The sequence below is a fragment of the Rhizobium sp. LC145 genome, from assembly GCF_001005825.1.
Classification (GTDB): domain Bacteria; phylum Pseudomonadota; class Alphaproteobacteria; order Rhizobiales; family Rhizobiaceae; genus Neorhizobium.
In genome coordinates, this window is the sequence record NZ_LBHV01000002.1 from 357,458 (window position 1) to 375,673 (window position 18,216).

General features: G+C 59.9%; 15 protein-coding genes. 11 read left to right on the forward strand and 4 right to left on the reverse strand.

Annotated features, from left to right (window positions below; all coding sequences use genetic code 11):
- Window position 1 precedes the first annotated feature (1 nt).
- Window positions 2–1,123 carry a Fic family protein gene (locus YH62_RS06415; RefSeq protein WP_046793342.1) on the reverse strand — a complete coding sequence of 374 codons (1,122 nt, stop codon included), beginning with the start codon at window positions 1,121–1,123 and terminating at the stop codon, window positions 2–4.
- 215 nt (window positions 1,124–1,338) lie between these two features.
- Window positions 1,339–2,616 carry an ABC transporter substrate-binding protein gene (locus YH62_RS06420; protein ID WP_046793704.1) on the reverse strand — a complete coding sequence of 426 codons (1,278 nt, stop codon included), beginning with the start codon at window positions 2,614–2,616 and terminating at the stop codon, window positions 1,339–1,341.
- A gap of 196 nt (window positions 2,617–2,812) precedes the next feature.
- On the opposite strand from YH62_RS06420, the gene YH62_RS06425 reads away from it, so the two are divergent.
- From YH62_RS06425 to YH62_RS06450, 6 genes are read left to right on the forward strand one after another with little or no spacing between them, the layout of a single operon-like run.
- A complete protein-coding gene (locus YH62_RS06425; protein WP_046793343.1) occupies window positions 2,813–5,332 on the forward strand; it encodes a hypothetical protein in 2,520 nt (839 codons plus the stop codon).
- A 15-nt stretch (window positions 5,333–5,347) separates the two neighbouring features.
- Window positions 5,348–6,442, forward strand: coding sequence for a glycoside hydrolase family 88 protein (locus tag YH62_RS06430; protein ID WP_046793344.1), 1,095 nt, complete (start codon window positions 5,348–5,350; stop codon window positions 6,440–6,442).
- Window positions 6,439–7,770: a glycoside hydrolase family 28 protein gene (locus tag YH62_RS06435; protein ID WP_046793345.1), complete on the forward strand. Its 1,332-nt coding sequence runs from the start codon at window positions 6,439–6,441 to the stop codon at window positions 7,768–7,770. The genes YH62_RS06430 and YH62_RS06435 overlap by 4 nt, the downstream gene beginning before the upstream one ends.
- 18 nt (window positions 7,771–7,788) lie before the next feature.
- Complete coding sequence (gene ugpC, locus YH62_RS06440; protein WP_046793346.1) at window positions 7,789–8,910, forward strand: sn-glycerol-3-phosphate ABC transporter ATP-binding protein UgpC; 1,122 nt, start codon at window positions 7,789–7,791, stop codon at window positions 8,908–8,910.
- Window positions 8,897–9,892 (forward strand): sugar ABC transporter permease, encoded by a 996-nt coding sequence (locus YH62_RS06445; RefSeq protein WP_046793347.1) that lies wholly within the window; start codon window positions 8,897–8,899, stop codon window positions 9,890–9,892. The genes ugpC and YH62_RS06445 overlap by 14 nt, the downstream gene beginning before the upstream one ends.
- Before the next feature lie 4 nt (window positions 9,893–9,896).
- Window positions 9,897–10,955, forward strand: a complete 1,059-nt coding sequence (locus tag YH62_RS06450; RefSeq protein WP_046793348.1) for a carbohydrate ABC transporter permease — start codon at window positions 9,897–9,899, stop codon at window positions 10,953–10,955.
- A gap of 2 nt (window positions 10,956–10,957) precedes the next feature.
- On the opposite strand, the gene YH62_RS06455 is transcribed toward YH62_RS06450, so the two are convergent.
- The gene (locus YH62_RS06455; protein ID WP_046793349.1) at window positions 10,958–12,019 is read right to left on the reverse strand and encodes a LacI family DNA-binding transcriptional regulator; all 1,062 of its coding nucleotides are present in this window, start codon (window positions 12,017–12,019) and stop codon (window positions 10,958–10,960) included.
- A 143-nt stretch (window positions 12,020–12,162) separates the two neighbouring features.
- A complete protein-coding gene (locus YH62_RS06460) occupies window positions 12,163–12,825 on the reverse strand; it encodes a GntR family transcriptional regulator (RefSeq protein WP_046793350.1) in 663 nt (220 codons plus the stop codon).
- A gap of 90 nt (window positions 12,826–12,915) precedes the next feature.
- Here YH62_RS06460 and YH62_RS06465 point away from each other — a divergent pair, with 90 nt between their 5' ends.
- From YH62_RS06465 to YH62_RS06485, 5 genes are all read left to right on the forward strand, one after another.
- Entirely contained in the window at window positions 12,916–13,533 is a 618-nt protein-coding gene (locus YH62_RS06465; protein WP_046793351.1) for a TRAP transporter small permease, read from the forward strand.
- A complete protein-coding gene (locus tag YH62_RS06470; protein WP_046793352.1) occupies window positions 13,533–14,804 on the forward strand; it encodes a TRAP transporter large permease in 1,272 nt (423 codons plus the stop codon). The genes YH62_RS06465 and YH62_RS06470 overlap by 1 nt, the downstream gene beginning before the upstream one ends.
- A gap of 26 nt (window positions 14,805–14,830) precedes the next feature.
- Complete coding sequence (locus tag YH62_RS06475; protein ID WP_046793353.1) at window positions 14,831–15,820, forward strand: TRAP transporter substrate-binding protein; 990 nt, start codon at window positions 14,831–14,833, stop codon at window positions 15,818–15,820.
- Between the two features lie 62 nt (window positions 15,821–15,882).
- On the forward strand, window positions 15,883–16,794 hold the full coding sequence (locus YH62_RS06480) for a dihydrodipicolinate synthase family protein (protein ID WP_046793354.1): 912 nt from the start codon (window positions 15,883–15,885) through the stop codon (window positions 16,792–16,794).
- Between the two features lie 167 nt (window positions 16,795–16,961).
- On the forward strand, window positions 16,962–18,212 hold the full coding sequence (locus tag YH62_RS06485; protein WP_137326517.1) for a hypothetical protein: 1,251 nt from the start codon (window positions 16,962–16,964) through the stop codon (window positions 18,210–18,212).
- Window positions 18,213–18,216: the final 4 nt, after the last annotated feature.

Consider the following 18,216-nt stretch of genomic DNA (forward strand, 5'->3'; position numbering starts at 1 on the left):
GCTACTCAGTCTTCTTGATAGCCGGCAGGTTCAGGGCATAGCGCGTGTGCCTGCGTTCGCCGGTCCGCGTTAACGCACCCTTTTGAACCAAGTCATGAAGATCGCGGGTCGCTGTCGCCCGGGAGGTACGCGTGATGGAAATGTAATTCTCAGCGCTCAAGCCGCCCTTGAACCCTGTGGGGCCTTCACGGAAGATGCGGGCGACAACCTTTTCCTGTCGCTCGTTGAATTGGCCGCGGAATCGGTCATGGAACTTTGCCTTCTCGATATAAAAGGCAATTCGCTTGATGGTCGTTTGCTGCGCCTTCAGGATGGTCTCGGCAAAGTAGACCAGCCAATCGGTGATATCGAGCGTCCGCTGGTGCCGTTCGAGTTGATCGTAGTAGGCTTTTCGATCCCGCTCTATCGTATAGGCAAGCGCGATCAAGCTGGGTTGTCCGATATTCTGCGCAAGGGATTTTTCGGCAAGGGCGCGGCCAATTCTGCCATTCCCGTCCTCAAATGGGTGGATGCTTTCGAAATATAGATGGCCTATGCCGGCGCGTGTCAGTGGCGGCAGGGGGAGCGCCCCACCCGGTGATGATTTATTGAACCACTCGACATAGGCCGTCATTTCTTCAGGCACTTGTCTTGATGGTGGAGCTTCAAAATGGATGATAGGCTTGTCGTGGCGGCCGGAGACAATCTGCATGGCATCATCATGAGCCCGGTATCCGCCGATAGTTCCGATATGGCGGTTTCCTGCCATCAGCATGTTGTGCCAGTGAAACAGGGTTTGGTGATTGAGCGGAATGGCCCAGGTGTCATAGACGCCAACCATCATTTCAGCGATCCCGCGTTCCTGCGGTCGCACCGGTCGACTATCGGCGTCAAGGCCAAACTGCCTTCGCAAGGAAGATTGGACGCTCAATCGATCGAGCATCTCGCCTTCGATTTGCGACGTTTTTACCGCCTCTTCGCTCAAAAGTTCGATGCGTAGCAGATCGCGTTCATCATCGCTGACATGCCGAACAGCACCGATCACTTCCCCTGAGACTAGGAGGAACCGGTTCTCAAAGTGTTCCAAAGCGGCCGCGTCATAGCTGAATCGCGGCCAGGCTTCCTGTGTCCAATTCCATGTCATGAGCTATAGGTCGCGTTTCTATAACTCAATATACGGGCAATCGTGAGTTATAGCAACATATCCTATCGCTCAGAGAGACTGGAGCTTCTCGGCAAGCTCCGCCTCCTCATGTCCAACATAAGCAAGCGCTTAGGGCGCCCATTCCGCCCCAAGCCTCACTCAATCCAGATACCGCGGGGGAACTGGGTACTCCCCGCGGTATCCTTCTCGGGAGGTTACTTGGTGGCAAGCGCTTCGTTGATCTTGGCGACATCCGCTTCGAGGTTCTTGTAGGTCTCCTCGAGGCTGAGCTCGCCGACGATCAGCTGGCTCATGCGCTGCACGATCTGCTGGTAAACGGCAGTGCCGCCCTTCATGCGTTCGAATTCCCGCGCGGCCTGAGGCACGTTCTTTCTGTTGTCGAGAAATACGGCCATGGAAGCCTTGGCGTCCTCGTTGGAGATTTTGTATTGCGGGTCGCTGATATCCGCGCCCGTGAGGATGACATAGGTCTCGGCGATCTCACGCTGGACTTTTTCCGAGCCGAGGAACTCGATAAACTGGGCGACCGCTTCGGGGTGTTCCGTGCGCTTGAAGCCGACGATCGCAGTGGCGCCGGGCATCGCATAGCAGCCCGCGTCGGCGCAGGGAGCATTGATGGCCGTCCATTCGAAGGCATCTCCGATTTTCTTCTGGAACGGGTTCACCATCCAGTTGCCGGCAAGATAGGTCACGACATTGCCGTTGACGAATTCGTCGCCCATATTCTTGTATTGCGAGCCGCCGGCCGCTCCCCACATCTCCTTGGGGAAACTGCCGTCCTGCGTCCAGGCGTAGAGGTCTGCGATGTACTTGCGGGCCGCTTCATCGGGAAAATTGAACTTTCCGTCCTTGACGTAAGTGGAGCCGTAGGAATAGGCGCCGCCCGAAAAGCGATGACCTGAGCGGTCCATCGTGAAGGGTATCTGCACGCCGGTTGCCTTGGCGACGCGCGCGGAAGCTTCGACGATCTCCTTCAGCGTAGCGTTCGGTCTCGGCAACGGTTCGCCCGCCTGCTCGAACAACGTCTTGTTGATGAAAGGCAGGTTGAGCGTCTGTGAGGCGACGTAGCCGTTGATCGACTGTGGATCGTTCACGCCCGGCAGGCGAAGCTGATCGAGGCTGGCGCCGTGCAGCTCGGTATAGGCCTCCGGATCCTTCATGTAGCGGCGCATATCGAGGTAGTATGGCGCGAGCTGCCAATCGGTGATCTTGGCGAGATCGGGGCCCTTGCCTGCGGCCAACTGAACCGGCAACTGCTTTGCCACGGCGTCATAGCCCGAGGACACGAAGTTGACCTTGATGTCCGGATGCGAGGCCTCGAATTCCTTACTCAGGGCGGCCATGTGCTCGACATAGCTCTGGTCGTCATCCGTGAAGAGAAAGGTGATGGTCTTGGTTTGCGCCAATGCGGCGTTTGAAAGGGAAATCGCTGCGAAAACGAACGCACTGATCCCCGTAAGAAGTTTCTGCATTTTCATCCTCCCAATGAAAATATTTTCATAAATCGAGATCGCCTCCATCGGCGCCATTCTCGATTTATCTCTTTTTGATACTTGACAACGTAAACGTCAAGCTGTTTCGTCTCTAAAAACGAGGAGCAGTCTTCATGTGAAAATTGTTCCTGAATTGTAGTGAAAATATTTTCATAGATCGACGGGAGGCGATCCAATGCAGCAAGCGGCTTGCGCCGACAGCGATCCGGCAGATCCGACCTCTACCGTCCGCCCTGGCGAGACGATCACGGCCTGGGTGGTTTCCGATCTCACCGAGGAATATTTCCCGGGCGTGCCCGCGTTGGCGGAGGATCGCGTGAATTATCGCTTCATCAACGGTTTCGTGGATGTCGGCGATCTGCCGTGCCGCAAGGCATTCTGGGCAAAGATGGTGGGGCGTGACATCTCCCCCCGAACGGATTGGCAGTCTTCCTTCCTTAATCTTCCCGGCTCAAATCGGCGCGTCGAGTTCACGAGCTTCTGGCATGTGCCCACGCATGTCAGCCGCTGGCTACGGGGAACGTTCCGCAGCGAGCGGGAACGCGAGCTTCTTCTGCGGCTGAAAACCTGCGGCGGGATGCGCATCTGGGTAAATGGCTTGGAACAAGCGCGATTCGAACCTTTCCTGCGGAATGTCGAAAGCGAAACGGATATTCGTTTGAGGCTGAAGGCTGGCGACAACGAGATCCTCGTATTGACTGAGGATCTCGCGGAACGCGATACGATCTGGTTCTTCGAGTTGGAACTGGCGGACCCGGAGCCTCTGACGGTTGTCCTGCCGGTTGCCCTGGACCGGGAAGAGGTGAGGCAGCTGGAACTGTTGGTGCGGGGCATCCGTCCGGCCCTCGATGTTTTCGTGAACCAGCCGCTGGAAATCGTCTTCGACAGTCCGCCTGGCTCCGACCTGCCCGTCCACGTCGAGGTCTATAGTCACGGCCATGACCGGGCTATCCTCGCCAGTGCCGATCTGAAACTCCATGCGACCGAAACACGACTGAGGGCAGACGATATCGCGGGGATTCCTGACGGATATCACGGCATCAGGCTCAAGCTCGGTTCCGGTGCCGGAACCGTTACGCGCAACATAGACGCGGCTTTTCTGAGCGAACTCACGCCTTCCGCCCCGGCATTGCTTTTCGAGCGGAAACGGGAAGCTCTGGCTTTCAGCGCCCGCTTCGGCGCCGAGCGCATCGGGCGCGTCCTGGCCATGGCTGCGCGCGGTGAAATCGATCATGAGGTCATGGAGCGCATCGTCGACGCGACCTTGCGGTCCATCGACAAGCGCGAGGATTGTTCCGATTTCGTCATGGTGCCGCTTCTTTGGCTCCTTGGAGACTATGGGCATTTGCTGCCGCCCGTCATCGTGGAGCGGATCCGTGCCTCCATTCTCGGCTACCGCTATTGGGTGGACGAACCCGGCAACGATGTCATGTGGTTCTGGAGCGAAAACCATGCCCTGTGCTTCCACACAAGCCAACTGATCGCAGGCAGGCTCCTGCCCGAGGAATCGTTTTCGGCTTCCGGCAGGAAAGGGCGCGAACAGGCTGAACTCGCGACGCAGCGGCTGCATCGCTGGTTCGACAGCGTCGAAGCGCATGGTCTGGCAGAATGGAATTCCGCTGCCTACTATCCGATTGATTTCATAGGTCTCTTTGCTCTGGAGCGGTGGGCTGAACCGGCGATCGCGGCAAGAGCCAGGCACCAACTCGACTGCATTTTCCGGATGGTCGCGCTGCATACGCTGGCGGGAGTGCCGGCGGGGTCGCAAGGGCGCGCCTATGACAAGGAATTGCGAGCAGGCCCTCTGACGGAGCTTGCTCCTTTCGCAAGGGTGGCCTTCGGCGACGGGTGGCTGAACGGTGGGGTGGCTTCGCTGCCGATGTTCTGCGCCGGCACCTATGAGCCGCCCTCCGACCTTATTGAATTGGCCCAATTGACGCCGGGACGGGCAATCGAGGCGCGCTATACGCAAGGCCTCGAAGAGGCCCGGCTCGTGCTGTTCAAGACCGAGGCCTCGCAACTTGCCACGGTGGTCGATCACAAGACGGGCGGGAAGGGGCACCAGCAACACGTGCTCGACATTCGCCTGGCTGGCCATCCGATGGCAAGACTCTGGATCAACCATCCCGGCGAGGATGACCCTTGGGGCACGCAGCGCCCCTCCTATTGGGCCGGTAACGGCATTCTGCCGCGCGTCATGCAATATCGCGACGTGGCCTTGCTCATTGCCGATACGAAAGATGCCCGCAACGCCTGGACCCATGCCTATATCGGCCGTGACGGTCTCGATGAAGTCATCCTTGAAGGCGGCTGGCTCGTGACCTGGTCCGGGCGTGGCTTTGCAGCCCTCCACGCGACGAACGGGCTCGAGCTCGTCGCTCAAGGCGCAACGGCCGGGCGGGAGATACGCTCGCACGGAACGCTGACCGGCTGGGCGGCTATCGTCGGCGCCGGAGACGACGCTGCCTTCCAGCGCTTCATCGAGCGGATCCGGGCAACGCGCGTCACTTTCGAACCCGAAAGCCGAATGCTTTCCCTCACTCCGCCCGGACGGGCAACGCTGAAACTTGCCTATTCCGGGGTCTTCACCGTGGGCGATGAACCCAAGCCTTTCCTTCATGACCGGCCGGTGCCGAGCCTGACCTATGACAGCCTGGAGGCAGATGGCTCAACCGACCATCCCTTCTATGCGTAAAGGACAATCAAACCGATGGATGCGATGACCCTCACCAAGCCGGCCTTGCAGGACACGATCGACCGGGTAGCGGCGGCATTCAGTCGCCTCAAGGGCATCAAGGAAGGTCTTGCCGGCACGGATGCAGGCAGGGGTATCCAGTTCGATGAATGGGACTGGGAGGTCGGGGTTGGGCTTTACGGCTTCCTGCGGCGGGCGCTTGCCGCCGGTGATCGTCGCGCGCTCGACGATCTCGTCGATTGGTATAGTTGGCAGATAAAAAGAGGCCTGCCGCCGCGACAGATCAACAGCACGGCTCCCATGCTGCCGCTCGCCATCCTGATCGAGCATGTCGACCGGCCGGATTTCCGCGCGCTCGTGGAGGATTGGGCGGATTGGCTTGTCCGCAAACTTCCCAAGACCGAGGATGGCGGCTTCCAGCACGTCGTCAAGGAACGGCTGAACGAGGGCGAGCTTTGGGATGACACGCTGTTCATGGCCACCCTTTTCCTGGCCCGCGCCGGCGTCGTATGCGGAAGGCGCGACTGGATCGACGAGGCGGTCTACCAGTTCATGGTGCATACGCGCTATCTTTCCGATCCGGTGACCGGCCTGTGGTATCATGGCTGGACCTTCATCGGCCGGCACAATTTCGCCAAGGCCTTCTGGGCACGTGGCAACGCCTGGATCACCGTTGCCATTCCCGAACTCTTTGAGCTCGTTCCGGATCTCGACGAGAAGGACAAGCGTTTCCTCTCCAATGTCCTGGCAAGTCAGGTCCGCTCGCTGAAGGACTTCCAGCGGCTTGACGGCATGTTCCACACGCTTGTCGATGATTTGACCTCGCCCGTGGAGACCTCGGCCACAGCCGGTATCGCATACGGTATCCTGCGTGGCGTCCAGGCGGGCATTCTCGATGCCGCAGATCGTGAGAATGCCGAGCGGGCGCTCTCCGCAGTGCTTGCCCATATCGATGAAGAAGGGGTCGTGGAGGGCGTCTCGGACGGTACCCCCATGGGGCATGATCTTGAATTCTATCGCCGCATCCCGAACCTGCCGACACCCTACGGGCAAGCGCTGACCATGCTGCTGCTCACCGAGGTATTGCTGGAAAAGGAGGGAAAGGTATGACGCGGAGGATTTCCCATTCCATTCCGGCCCGGCAGGAAGAGGCGACCTTGCATATACAGGCAGCCATAGACGAGGTCTCAGCGCTCGGGGGTGGACGGGTCGAGTTATGCCCCGGCATTCACGTCATCCGGGGGCTTCGGTTGAAATCTGGCGTTGAACTTCACTTGCCCGAGGGGGCGGTCCTGCGGCCCGTTCCTGATTACGAGGCTTATTCCGCAACGACGGTTTCGGTAATTGCCGAAAAATCGGACCGCGGGATCATCACTGCAAGGAATGAGGTGGATATTGCCCTGACCGGGCATGGACGGATCGAGGCGGGCGGGGAGGGGTTCATCGCCGGCGACGACCAGGCAATGGGCACCTACATCCCTGCCGAATTTCGTCCGCGGGTCCTCGTGTTGGAGGCTTGTAAGGACGTTCGCCTGGAGGATATCGAAGTCATCGACTCCCCAATGTGGACCTTGCATTTCGTCAATTGCGAGGATGTGCATGTCTCCCGCGTGACGGTCTCCAACAATCGCCGCCTCCCCAATACCGATGGCATCGTGCTCGATGCCTGCCGGGGCGCAGTCATCGAGGATTGCGTAGTCTCGACCGCGGACGACGGCATATGCCTCAAAACGAGCATGGCGCCGAACGGCGGCGCCATAGGCAGTTGCGAGAACATTGTCGTTCGCCGATGCACGATAGAAAGCCAAAGCTGCGGACTGAAGATCGGCACGGAATCACACGGCGATTTCACCAATGTCGTTTTCGAGGATTGCCGCATCCGCAATTCCAACCGCGGACTTGGATTGTTCTCACGCGACGGTGGGCGCATTTCGAACATCCGCTTTTCGCGGATCGACGTGGACTGCCACGAAACGCTCGACGGCTTCTGGGGATCGGGCGAAGCATTGACCGTGACCGTGGTCGACCGCGTGCCGGAACGTCGGGCCGGTGCGGTGGAGAACCTGATCGTCGAGGATTTGAGCGGGCGCATGGAAGGGGCGATCGTGCTCGTCGCGACCTCTGCCGCCGGTCTCCAAAATGTCCGGCTGTCGCGCCTGAGGCTCCGGCAAGCGGCCGGCCAATTGGGTACAGCCTCGTGCTATGATCTGAGACCGACCCATGCGGACATCGCGCCGAGCCTGGATGCGGTCGGCCGCGCGAACGCCTGGACGAGGGGAGCCGATGGAAAGGTGATCGGGATTGTCGATTATCCGGATGGCCTACCCGCCATTTTCACCAAGGGCATGAAGGACCTTTGGATGGACGAGGTGCATATTGAAAGGCCTGAGCCGCTGCCTGAGAGGTGGAATGCAAACGTCCTTCATCAAGCGAATTGAACCTGGCGGGAGCAGGGTATGGGAGAACTGAAACTTACCGGTGTGAACAAGGCGTTCGGCGCGCTGACCGTGCTGCACGACATCAACCTGACCATAGAGGACGGAAAGTTCGTCGTCTTCGTCGGGCCGTCGGGTTGCGGCAAGTCTACGCTTTTGAGGATCATCGCCGGGCTGGAGGACATTTCCGCCGGCGGCATTGAGATCGGCGGCCGCGATGTCGGCCGGTTTTCGCCCGCCGAGCGCAGGATTGCCATGGTCTTCCAGTCCTATGCGCTCTATCCGCATATGAGCGTGCGCAAGAACCTGGCCTTCGGCCTGGAAAACCTCAAATTCAAGCGCAGCGAGATCGAAGCGCGGATTCAGGAAGCGGCGCGCATGCTGGCCATCGAGCCTTATCTGGACCGGAAGCCGAGGCAGCTTTCGGGCGGCCAGCGGCAGCGCGTTGCCATCGGCCGCGCGATCGTGCGCAATCCAGATATTTTCCTCTTCGACGAGCCGCTCTCCAATCTCGATGCGGCCCTGCGCGTCCAGACACGTGCGGAAATCACCAGACTGCACCGCGAGCTCAAGACCACGATGATCTATGTGACCCACGACCAGGTCGAGGCCATGACGATGGCCGACCAGATCGTGGTGCTGAACAGTGGCCGGATCGAGCAGGTGGGAACACCGCTCGAACTCTTCGACAATCCCCGCAACCTGTTCGTGGCCGGCTTTTTGGGCTCGCCCCGAATGAACATGCTGAAGGGAACGGTGACCGCCATCGAAGACGGTTCTGTGGCGATCGACGTGGGCTACAGGATCGCCTTGCCTGCAAAACTCGATCCCGCCGGCGCCAGGATAGGTCAGCCCGTGCTGGCCGGCATACGTCCGGCTCACTTCACGTTGTCTCAGGAGGAAGGGCTGCCGTTCATCGTTCAATATCACGAGAGCCTCGGCACCGAGACCTATGTCTATGGAACCCTCGACGGCCAGAGCGAGCAGATCATCATCCATCAGGCCGGTCATTTTGCTCCGAAGGCAGGGGGGCGCTTGTTCCTCATGCCCATGCCGGAGCGCTTGCACGTTTTCGACCCCGACACGGGTCTTGCCCTGCCGCGGGCCGTCGAGGAGCCAAGGAGGGTTCATGAGCACGCCTAGGATAGCGACCCTGGCCGACCGGACGCTCGATTTCGTCATGCGGTTGGTCGAGGCGCCGATCAACGGGTTTGAGTGGCTCTTTGGCAGGAAGCGGATGCCTTATCTGTTCCTGGCGCCCAATCTCGTGCTTTTCGGCATATTCACATTCCTGCCGATTGCGATTGCGGTCGGTTATGCCTTCACGGGGGGAACGGAACTCTTCGTTGCCGACCGGCCGTTCGTCGGTTTCGACAATTTCCGCCAACTCTTAGCCTGCGAGGACTACTCGAGCCCCGGTAGCTGCCGCGAATCCCTGTTCTGGACAGCGATATGGAACACCCTGTGGTTCGTCGGCTTCAACGTGGCGGCGACGCTTCTCGTGGCACTCGTCACCGCGCTGATCCTCAATCGGGCGATTGCGGCGTGCGGCTTCTTCCGCGCCGTCTTCTTCTATCCCGTTCTCTTGTCGCCCGTAGTCATCGGCCTCATCTGGAAATGGTTCCTGGATCGCAACGGCCTTCTCAACGCTTTCCTGCAAATGCTTGGCGTTCCACCGGAAATCTTCTTGCTGGATGTAGGCTGGTCGCGGTTCTTCGTGGTCGTGGTTTCGGTCTGGTTCCATATGGGGTTCTATACATTGATCCTTCTCGCCGGCCTTCAGGCCATCCCGAAGGATCTCTACGAGGCTGCCGCGATCGACGCGGCCTCTCCGAGACGGACGCTGCTGCGCATTACGCTGCCGCTTCTCGGCCCGAACCTTCTGGTCGTGCTCATCCTGCTGATGATCCGATCGGTGCAGATTTTCGACGAGGCCTGGGTGTTGACGAATGGCGGCGGTCCCGGCACGGCCAATAGTTTCATCGTCCAGTATATCTATCAGATGGCCTTCGGCAGCGATCTGCGTCTGTTCGGACTGGCTTCGGCCGCCTCGGTGCTGATGGGTGTCGTCCTGCTCATACTGACGCTCATACAGTTGCGGCTTGGCCGCAGGATGGAGTCGTGATTCCATGTCGACCAGCCTCGATCCCGTCGCTTTCCTGACCCGCACGCGCCGGCCCGGACGTGTCGGCGTGACCGACATCCTCTCTTGGTTGTGGCTGATTGGTGGGACGCTTGCGGTCCTTATCCCGGTTGCCTGGGCGGGGCTTTCCTCGCTGAAGCCGGAAGCGGAGATCACGCGTTTTCCACCGACGCTGCTGCCGAGAGCAGCCGTCCAGAAAACCGTCACCGGCTTTGAAAACCCGCTCAGCCTCTGGAAGGTCACAGTCGACGGAGAGACCCGCGAGATGGCGATGGTCCGTCGCATCGGCCTCAAGGCCCAGATGGTCGATCCGAATGAGCCCGGCAAACCGGTCAGCATCGACGTGAAGGATATTTCGCCGGTCCAGCAGCTTACCGCCGCGACGGAGAACTACACCGATCCTTTGACGAAGTTCGACTTCCTGACCTTTCTCAAGAACTCGGTTTTCGTCACTTTCGTCGCAACCATCCTGACGCTCATCGTCAATGCACTGGCTGCCTTTGCTCTGTCGAAATATCGCTTCCGCGGCGACAAGGCGATTTTCGTGCTTATCATTTCGACGCTGATGATCCCGCTGACGGTGGTCATGGTGCCGGCCTATCTCGTGGTCGTCGGCGTGGGGCTGGTGGACAATCTGTGGGGTATCATCATTCCGACGATCGCCTCTCCCACCGGCGTTTTCCTGCTGCGCCAATACATGCTGACCATCCCGGACGAGTTGATAGAAGCAGCGCGCGTCGATGCGGCGAGTGAATTCCGCATCTTCTGGCGCATCATTCTGCCATTGACCGCGCCGGCGCTCGCGGTTCTCGCGATCTTCTCGATCCTGTGGCGCTGGAACGACTTCCTCTGGCCGCTGATCGTGCTGAGCAGCCGCGAAAACTTCACGCTGCAGGTCGGGCTCAATGCCTTCCAAGGCGAGTTTTCGGTCCAGTGGCATTATATCCTGGCGATGACCTTCCTGAGCCTTCTGCCGGTCACCATCGTTTTCTTCTTCCTCCAGAAGTACATAACCACCGGCATTGCCGGGACGGGCATGAAGTAAGTTCAGTCGCGGGGCGGTGCCACGCTGCCCCGCAGGACAAGCCTGCAGCCGAGCTCCAGCCGATGCGCCGGCCGCAGCGGATCATTGGCGATCAGCCGCTGTTCGAGCAGACCGAGAGCGGCCGCTCCGAGATGCTCGACCGGCAGGTGTATCGTCGACAGCGGCGGTGAACTGAATTCACCCCGTACGATATCGTCGAAGCCGAGCACCGAGATGTCCTCGGGCACCCGCAGTCCAGCGACGGCAAGTGCCTTGAGGCAGCCGAGCGCCAGATTGTCCGCAGCGCAAAAGATTGCCGTTGCACCCTTCAATATTGGATCCGTAGCCAACAGCTCCCGGATCGCTCGCTCCCCCTGCACAGGCTCGAAACCGTCTGCTTCCACGACCATGTCCACCGGCAGGGAAAGGCCTGCAGCCAGATAGGCATCCGCATAACCGTCATATCGCCGGCGGATGGTGGTTCGGCCTTTCCAGGTAAGATGCAGGATGCGGCGGTGCCCGAGCGCCATAAGATGTTCTATGCCCTGGCGGGCACCGAAGCGGTTTTCACCGGTGACCGTGTCGACAAGCATCGAGGGATCCTCGCCGTTGAGGATCACCAACGGCGTCCTTGCCTGCGCAAGCGCGCGAATAAGCTCGGGCCGGTCATCGTTGAGGACAACGATGCCATCGACATTTTCAGCCTGAGCGATCCGCCGGACCTCCGCGGGATCGATCCGGTTGCCGGCACTGACAAAGGGAATGATCCTGATGCTGCGGCGCTCGCATTCCTGCCTGAGGCCGTTCAGCATCGTCCAACTGACCAGGTTGAGATCGCTATGCGGGGCCGCCTCACTAGTGATCGCAAGCAGTATGGTGCGAAGGGTTGCAATGGTCGCGCGGCTTTTCCTGCGCTCCAGATAGCCCAGCCTTTGCGCGGAATTCAGGACGCGATCACGGACCTCGAGGGAAATTGGTGCGGTCCCGTTCAGGACATGGGAAGCGGTGCTGAGAGAGACGCCGGCATTTTGGGCAACCTCCCTTAATCCGATCTTTGCCTTCACACGCACCCCCTCAGGACACATCGACGATTGCCGGCTGCATGGATGGCAGCGCGTAACTGTTCTAATGCGCGGCGAGATCGGATTGAAGTGGTTCGTTGGCTGACAATAGAGAATGTTGGCCGACAACGACAGACATGACCGACTTCTGCCCGCCAATCCTAGGATTACGTCCCGGAGCCCTCCAGCACGGCAATCAGATCCTTGCGCACCGCCGCGATGTGGTCGGCCAGAAGCCCGGCGGCTTGCTCGAAATCACGGGACCGGCATAGCCCTATCAGCTCGCCATGCTCCGTCATCGCGCGTGCCATGGCCGCCTCGCTCGATAGCTGCACGCGGGTATAGCGATCGCTGGTCTGCAACAGCGACGCGACGATCTGCTGCGTACGCGGCATGTTCGCTCGATGATACATCGCCATGTGAAGCTCCGCGTTGAGCCTGCCATATTCGTCTATCTGGCCGCCGGCGATTGCCCTCACATAGGTCGCCTGCTTCTCGTCGAGGCGATCGAAATCTTCCTGGATGAGCTTCGGAGCCGAGGCCAGGAACAGGCGCGGTTCCAGCAATATGCGTAGATCGAAGACGTCGTCGATCTCTTCTCGCGACAGTTGAGAAACGATCGCGCCCTTCTGCGGCAGGATCTTCACCAGCCCTTCGGCCTCGAGCTGGAACAGTACTTCCCTGATCGGAATGCGGCTAACCCCATAGGCCTCGGCAAGAGCATCCTGCCGCAACTGGCTTCCTGCCGCATAGCGTCCAGAAAGGATTGCCTGGCGGATCTCGTTGATGAGTGCGCCCGAAAGGGTGCGGTGCTTGAGAGGTGAGGTCATGACGTTTCCCGCTACACGAAATTGATTAAAAAGCCAGTTGACTCATCAAATGTATAAAATCTACATTATACCAAAATAAAGGGAACAGGAATGTCAGATCAGCTATCACCGCCGGGGACGGCGGCTTGGCCCATCCGTGCGATCATCGCCGTTTCGGAAGCGGTTCTTACCTGTGAGAAGGTGCTTGTCGGCGGCCTGATGGCGCTGCTTCTCACTCTTATCCTGCTCAATGTGGTGACCCGTTACTCCGGTACGCCGCTCTACTGGGTGGATGAAGCAGCCGTTTACGCAATGGTGTGGCTTTCCTTCATCGGCGCCTCCGCCTTGACGCGGCTCAGGCTCGACTTTTCCGTAACACTTCTCAGCGACAAACTCTCGGTGGTGAATGCGCGGCGTCTACAGGCGGTTGCCAGCCTGTTCGGCACAGCCTTCGCCATTGCGCTTGCGGTAATGTGCTGGAACTGGATGGACCCGCTCGGCATCGCCGCAGCCGGTTTCGATGCCAAGGCCTATGCGGGGCAGAGCTTCAACTTCCTCTATACCGAGCATACACAGACCCTCGGCTGGCCGACCTGGATGGTCAGCCTGGTGCTTCCGCTCTTTGCTGTCAGCATGACGATCCACACGCTTGCCAATCTCGCCGAGGACGCAGGGCTTTCCCCGCGTCGCCGTCGTCCGGACTTCTCGAACGCGGAGAGCGTGAACTGATGGTGACCTCTGCCGCCTTTCTCGTCCTGATGCTGGTCGGCGTGCCGATCGGGCTCTGCCTTTGCATTGCCAGCATGGTCTACATCTTTGCCAGCGGAAACACGCTACTCTTCCAGAGCCTGCCGGTTCAGCTCTTCGGCGGCGTCGATAATTACGGGCTGATCGCCATCCCGCTCTTTGTCCTGATCGGCGAGGTGATGAACGGCGGCGGCATCACGAAACGGATCATCGACATGACCATGGCCTTCATCGGGGCCATGCGTGGCGGGCTTGCCTATGTGAACCTGTTCGCCAATATGTTCGTCGCCTCCATTCTTGGGTCGGCCACCGCGCAGGTCGCCATTATGGCGCAGATGATGGTGCCGGAAATGGAGAAGAAGGGTTACGACAAGACATTCTCGGCCGGATTGACGGCCTATGCCGGCATGCTTGGCCCGATCATTCCGCCCTCCATCATGTTCGTCGTCTACAGCGTGCTGGCGCAGGTGCCGGTGGGCGACATGCTGGCGGCCGGCATGCTGCCCGGCATCCTTCTGACGATCATCTTCTGCATCGTCATCGCGCTGATGGGCTTCGTCTACAATTACCCGCGCGGCGAACGCATGACGCTCGGGCAACGCCTCCGCGTCATTGCGGATGCGCTGCCGACGCTCCTTATCCCGCTCATCATCGTCGGCTCAATCATGGCCGGCATCGCCAATCCGACCGAGGCAGCCGCCGTGGGGGTGATCGCGGCGGTACTGGTCGGGCGCTACTGGATCGGCGAACTCAGCTTCGCGCAGCTTCCCAAAATGCTGCTGCGTGCCGGTATCTACTCGGCCGTCGTCCTATTCCTGGTTGCCGCCGCTGCCGTGTTCTCATGGGTGCTGGTCTACGGCATGGTGCCCCAGAAGGTCGCCGCCTGGGTCCAGACAATCGCGTCTGATCCGATTACCTTCATGCTTCTCGTCAACGTCATCCTGCTGGTCATCGGCACGGTTATCGACGGCGCACCGGGGCTCATCATGACAGTGCCAATCCTTCTGCCCATCGCCACCGAAGTCTACGGCATCGACCCGGTTCATTTCGGCGTCGTGGCCGTGGTCAATCTCGTGCTCGGCTTTCTCTCGCCACCGGTCGGTCTCTGCTTCTTCGTGGCGTCTGCGGTGACAGGAGCAAAGCCGGGCAAGATGTTCATCGTCACGCTGCCGTTCTTCTTCGCGGCCTGCGTGCTTCTCGTCCTGCTCTCGATCTTCCCGATCCTGTCTACCTTCTTCTTGAATCAGTCGTAAAAATAAAACTCCAGAGGAACAACGCCATGACGATTACCCGCAGACAGTTCATCCATACAGCAGCCCTCGGCGCAGCCGCGCTTTCCGTCCCCACCGTCCTTCGTGCCCAGGAAGCAAAGACACTTCGGCTCGGCATCACCACGCCGCCGGGGCATCCCTGGAACAATGCCGCGCTGAAGGTCGGCGAGATGCTGAAGGCCGAGACCAAGGGTCGCCTCGACATCGCGGTCTTCCCCGCCAACCAGCTCGGCACGGAAGCGGCGATGCTGCAGCAGATGCAGGCAGGCTCGCTCGATCTCGGCTGGATCATGACCGCCGAGCTCGGCTCGCGCATTCCCGCCGTCGCCGCGATCAACGCGCCTTGGGTGGTGGATTCCACGGCCAAGGTGGCGAAGCTCGTGCGCGAGCCGGTCGCCATGGGCCTGCTTGACGTGCTCCCCGCGGAAACCGGTACGATCGGCCTTGCCTGGGGCATCACCACGATGCGTGTCGTCTTCACGGCAAAAGAGATCGGTGGCCTGGAAGACCTCAACGGTATGAAGCTCCGCATCAATACCACGCCCGCTTACCGCGACTTTTATCAGCTCCTTGGAGCCGCCCCGACGCCGATCCCGACCCCTGCCGTATTCGATGCCATGTCGAACGGCCAGGTGGACGGCCTCGAAGCCGATCTCGACTTCTCCTGGAACCAGCGCTTCGACAAGGTCTCAAAGACCATGCTGAAGATGAACGCCATCTTCATGCCCTGCGTGGCGCTTGCTTCCGGCCGGGTCTGGCAGGGGATGCCCGCCGCCGATCGCGAATTGATCACCCGCCTCACGAAGGCCGCGCTCGACGAGCAAATTGATGCGACAGTCGCAAACGAAGGCAAGCTCCTCGAGGAATTCGGCAAGGCGATCGACATCAAGGAGGTCCAGGTGACCGATGCCGGCAAGATCATCGCCGAATACGACAAGATCTGGCTGCCCAAGGCACCGGTGCTTGCCGAACTGCGCAAGGTCGGGGCAACGCTTTGATAAACCGGGCGCTGTCCGGCCGACCGGGCGGCGCCATCATCTGAACGAAAAGGAGTTTCGAAATGACCACCGGCTGGCGCGGCGTATTTCCCGCCGTCACGACGCAGTTCAACGAAGACATGTCCGTTGATCTCAAATCCACTCAGCGTGTCCAGGATGCGCTCGTCAACGACGGGGTGACCGGCCTGATCGTCATGGGCACCTGCGGCGAGAACAATTCGCTCGATCCGGAGGAGAAGCGCACGATCCTCAAGGCGGCCGTCGAGGTGGTCAACGGCCGCGTGCCGGTTGTCACCGGTGTATCGGAACTCGATACGCGCCGCGCCGTCGCCTATGCCCGGGATGCCGAAAAACTCGGTGCCGACGGCCTCATGGTGCTGCCTGCCATGGTCTACGTGCCGAAGCCGGAAGAGCTCGTCGCGCATTTCAAGGCAGTGGCGGAAGCGACCTCGCTGCCGATCATGCTCTACAACAACCCGCCCGCCTATCGCGTCAATATCGGCGTCGATGTGCTGAAGGCCCTCGAAGACGTCCCGAACATCAAGGCGGTAAAGGAAAGCGCGCCCGATCCGCGCCGCTTCACCGATCTCATCAACGCTTTCGGCGATCGCTTCGATATATTCGCTGGCCTCGACGACGTGGCGCTCGAAGGGCTGATGCTCGGCGCCAAGGGCTGGGTCTCCGGCCTCACCAGTGCCTTCCCGCAGGAATCCGTGCAGCTCGTCGCCGCCGCCGAGAAAGGCGATTGGGAAGAGGCGCGCCGTATCTATCGCTGGTTCATGCCGCTTCTGCATCTCGATGCTGAGCATGATCTCGTGCAGTCGATCAAGCTTGCCGAGCAGATCATGGGCCGCGGTTCCGAGCGCGTCCGCATGCCGCGCCTGCCGCTCTCCGGCGCCCGTCGCGCCGAAGTCACCGCCATGGTGGAAAAGGCGGCCGCAACCCGCCCGAGCCTCGGCAAGAAAGCAGCCTGACGATACCAAGCGGCCGGGACTACCGGCCGCCATCCGCAGGATAGGTTCTCGTCTGGAGATTTTGTCGCGCCAGTGTTGCGCAGATGCTAGAGCTTCAGGAGCTTGATTTGGCCGGTGGCGGTTTTTCCTGCCGACGGTCTGTTTCTCCTATGGGGGGAAGTATCCAGATGAAGAAACTTCTTGCCGCCGCCCTGCTTGCATGCTGGCCGTTCTTTTGCGGGCCAGTCCTTGCGCAGGATGAAAACGATGTTGCCGCAATGGTGCAGGAGGATCTCGCCAGCGGACGGCTTGGCGAAGCTGACCAGCGGCTGAGTTCGATGGTCGCCAGGACGTCCGACAGTGCCGATGCCCGCTTGGGCCTTGGTTTCATTCGTACCGCGCGGGCCTTCGAAACGCTGGTGCGGTCGCTCTATCGCTACGGCTTCTCGCCCCGATCCGAGGGTTATGAACTGATTTTCGGTTCCAGGATCGACGCCATTGCCTGGAATCCCGATCCGGAGCCGATTACCTACGACCAGTTTCGAGGGATATTGTCGACCTTCATCGGGAATCTGGACAAGGCCGACGAGGTTTTGGCCGCCGTTGGAGACGAGCCCGCAAAGTTGAAACTTGATCTGTCGGTCATCCGTTTTGATTGGAACGGCGATGGCGTTCTCGGTCCCGAGGATCAGTTCGGTCGTGCCGTTTCCGACCGTGACGAGAACGGCAATCCGCTGCCGTTTGTCGTCGGGTTCGATACGGCCGACGCCAAATGGCTTCGGGGCTATAGCAATCTGTTAAGGGCCGCTGCAAAAGCATGGCTTTCGCATGATTTTTCCGAAAGCTGGAATAGCGGCTTCGCGCTGGCCTTCCCGCGCGCGGTTTCGACAATGAACGCCGAGGCCGCAACCGGCTCTGACGAGACGATATTCGGCTTGCAGAAGGGACAGGCCAGCGACATCGCGGATTTCATTTCGCTTATCCATACCATTCGGTGGCCGGTCGTGGACGAGGTCATGTGGAACGAAGTGCGCGGCCACTTGAAGGAAGTCATCGAGCTCAATCGCGAAACATGGGCACTGATCGCGAACGAAGATGACGACGACCACGAATGGTTGCCCGGTCCGAAGCAGAAAAATGGCGTTCTGCCCGCATTGGACGTCACCGAGGAAAGGATCCAGGCTTGGCTGCAGGTTCTGTCGCAGTTCGAAGCCGTTCTCGACGGCAGGCTTCTGGTTCCGCACTGGCGCTTCGATAAAGGTGTGAACATGGCAAAGGTCTTCGACGATCCAAAGCCCTTTGATCTTGTTCTATGGATCACGGGTCCTGCTGCCGTGCCCTATCTGGAGAATGGCGCGACGATGGCCTCGGGAGATTGGAACCAGCTGACGTCGATCTTCGGAGGCAATTTCATGAGCTACGCCTTCTACTTCAACTAATTCT

What these genes read in the sequence shown, in the direction of transcription:
- YH62_RS06415 (WP_046793342.1), bottom strand. Translation starts at nt 1,123, where the DNA reads ATGACATGGAATTGGACACAGGAAGCCTGGCCGCGATTCAGCTATGAC.
- YH62_RS06420 (WP_046793704.1), bottom strand. Translation starts at nt 2,616, where the DNA reads ATGCAGAAACTTCTTACGGGGATCAGTGCGTTCGTTTTCGCAGCGATT.
- YH62_RS06425 (WP_046793343.1), top strand. Translation starts at nt 2,813, where the DNA reads ATGCAGCAAGCGGCTTGCGCCGACAGCGATCCGGCAGATCCGACCTCT.
- YH62_RS06430 (WP_046793344.1), top strand. Translation starts at nt 5,348, where the DNA reads ATGGATGCGATGACCCTCACCAAGCCGGCCTTGCAGGACACGATCGAC.
- YH62_RS06435 (WP_046793345.1), top strand. Translation starts at nt 6,439, where the DNA reads ATGACGCGGAGGATTTCCCATTCCATTCCGGCCCGGCAGGAAGAGGCG.
- ugpC (WP_046793346.1), top strand. Translation starts at nt 7,789, where the DNA reads ATGGGAGAACTGAAACTTACCGGTGTGAACAAGGCGTTCGGCGCGCTG.
- YH62_RS06445 (WP_046793347.1), top strand. Translation starts at nt 8,897, where the DNA reads ATGAGCACGCCTAGGATAGCGACCCTGGCCGACCGGACGCTCGATTTC.
- YH62_RS06450 (WP_046793348.1), top strand. Translation starts at nt 9,897, where the DNA reads ATGTCGACCAGCCTCGATCCCGTCGCTTTCCTGACCCGCACGCGCCGG.
- YH62_RS06455 (WP_046793349.1), bottom strand. Translation starts at nt 12,019, where the DNA reads ATGTGTCCTGAGGGGGTGCGTGTGAAGGCAAAGATCGGATTAAGGGAG.
- YH62_RS06460 (WP_046793350.1), bottom strand. Translation starts at nt 12,825, where the DNA reads ATGACCTCACCTCTCAAGCACCGCACCCTTTCGGGCGCACTCATCAAC.
- YH62_RS06465 (WP_046793351.1), top strand. Translation starts at nt 12,916, where the DNA reads ATGTCAGATCAGCTATCACCGCCGGGGACGGCGGCTTGGCCCATCCGT.
- YH62_RS06470 (WP_046793352.1), top strand. Translation starts at nt 13,533, where the DNA reads ATGGTGACCTCTGCCGCCTTTCTCGTCCTGATGCTGGTCGGCGTGCCG.
- YH62_RS06475 (WP_046793353.1), top strand. Translation starts at nt 14,831, where the DNA reads ATGACGATTACCCGCAGACAGTTCATCCATACAGCAGCCCTCGGCGCA.
- YH62_RS06480 (WP_046793354.1), top strand. Translation starts at nt 15,883, where the DNA reads ATGACCACCGGCTGGCGCGGCGTATTTCCCGCCGTCACGACGCAGTTC.
- YH62_RS06485 (WP_137326517.1), top strand. Translation starts at nt 16,962, where the DNA reads ATGAAGAAACTTCTTGCCGCCGCCCTGCTTGCATGCTGGCCGTTCTTT.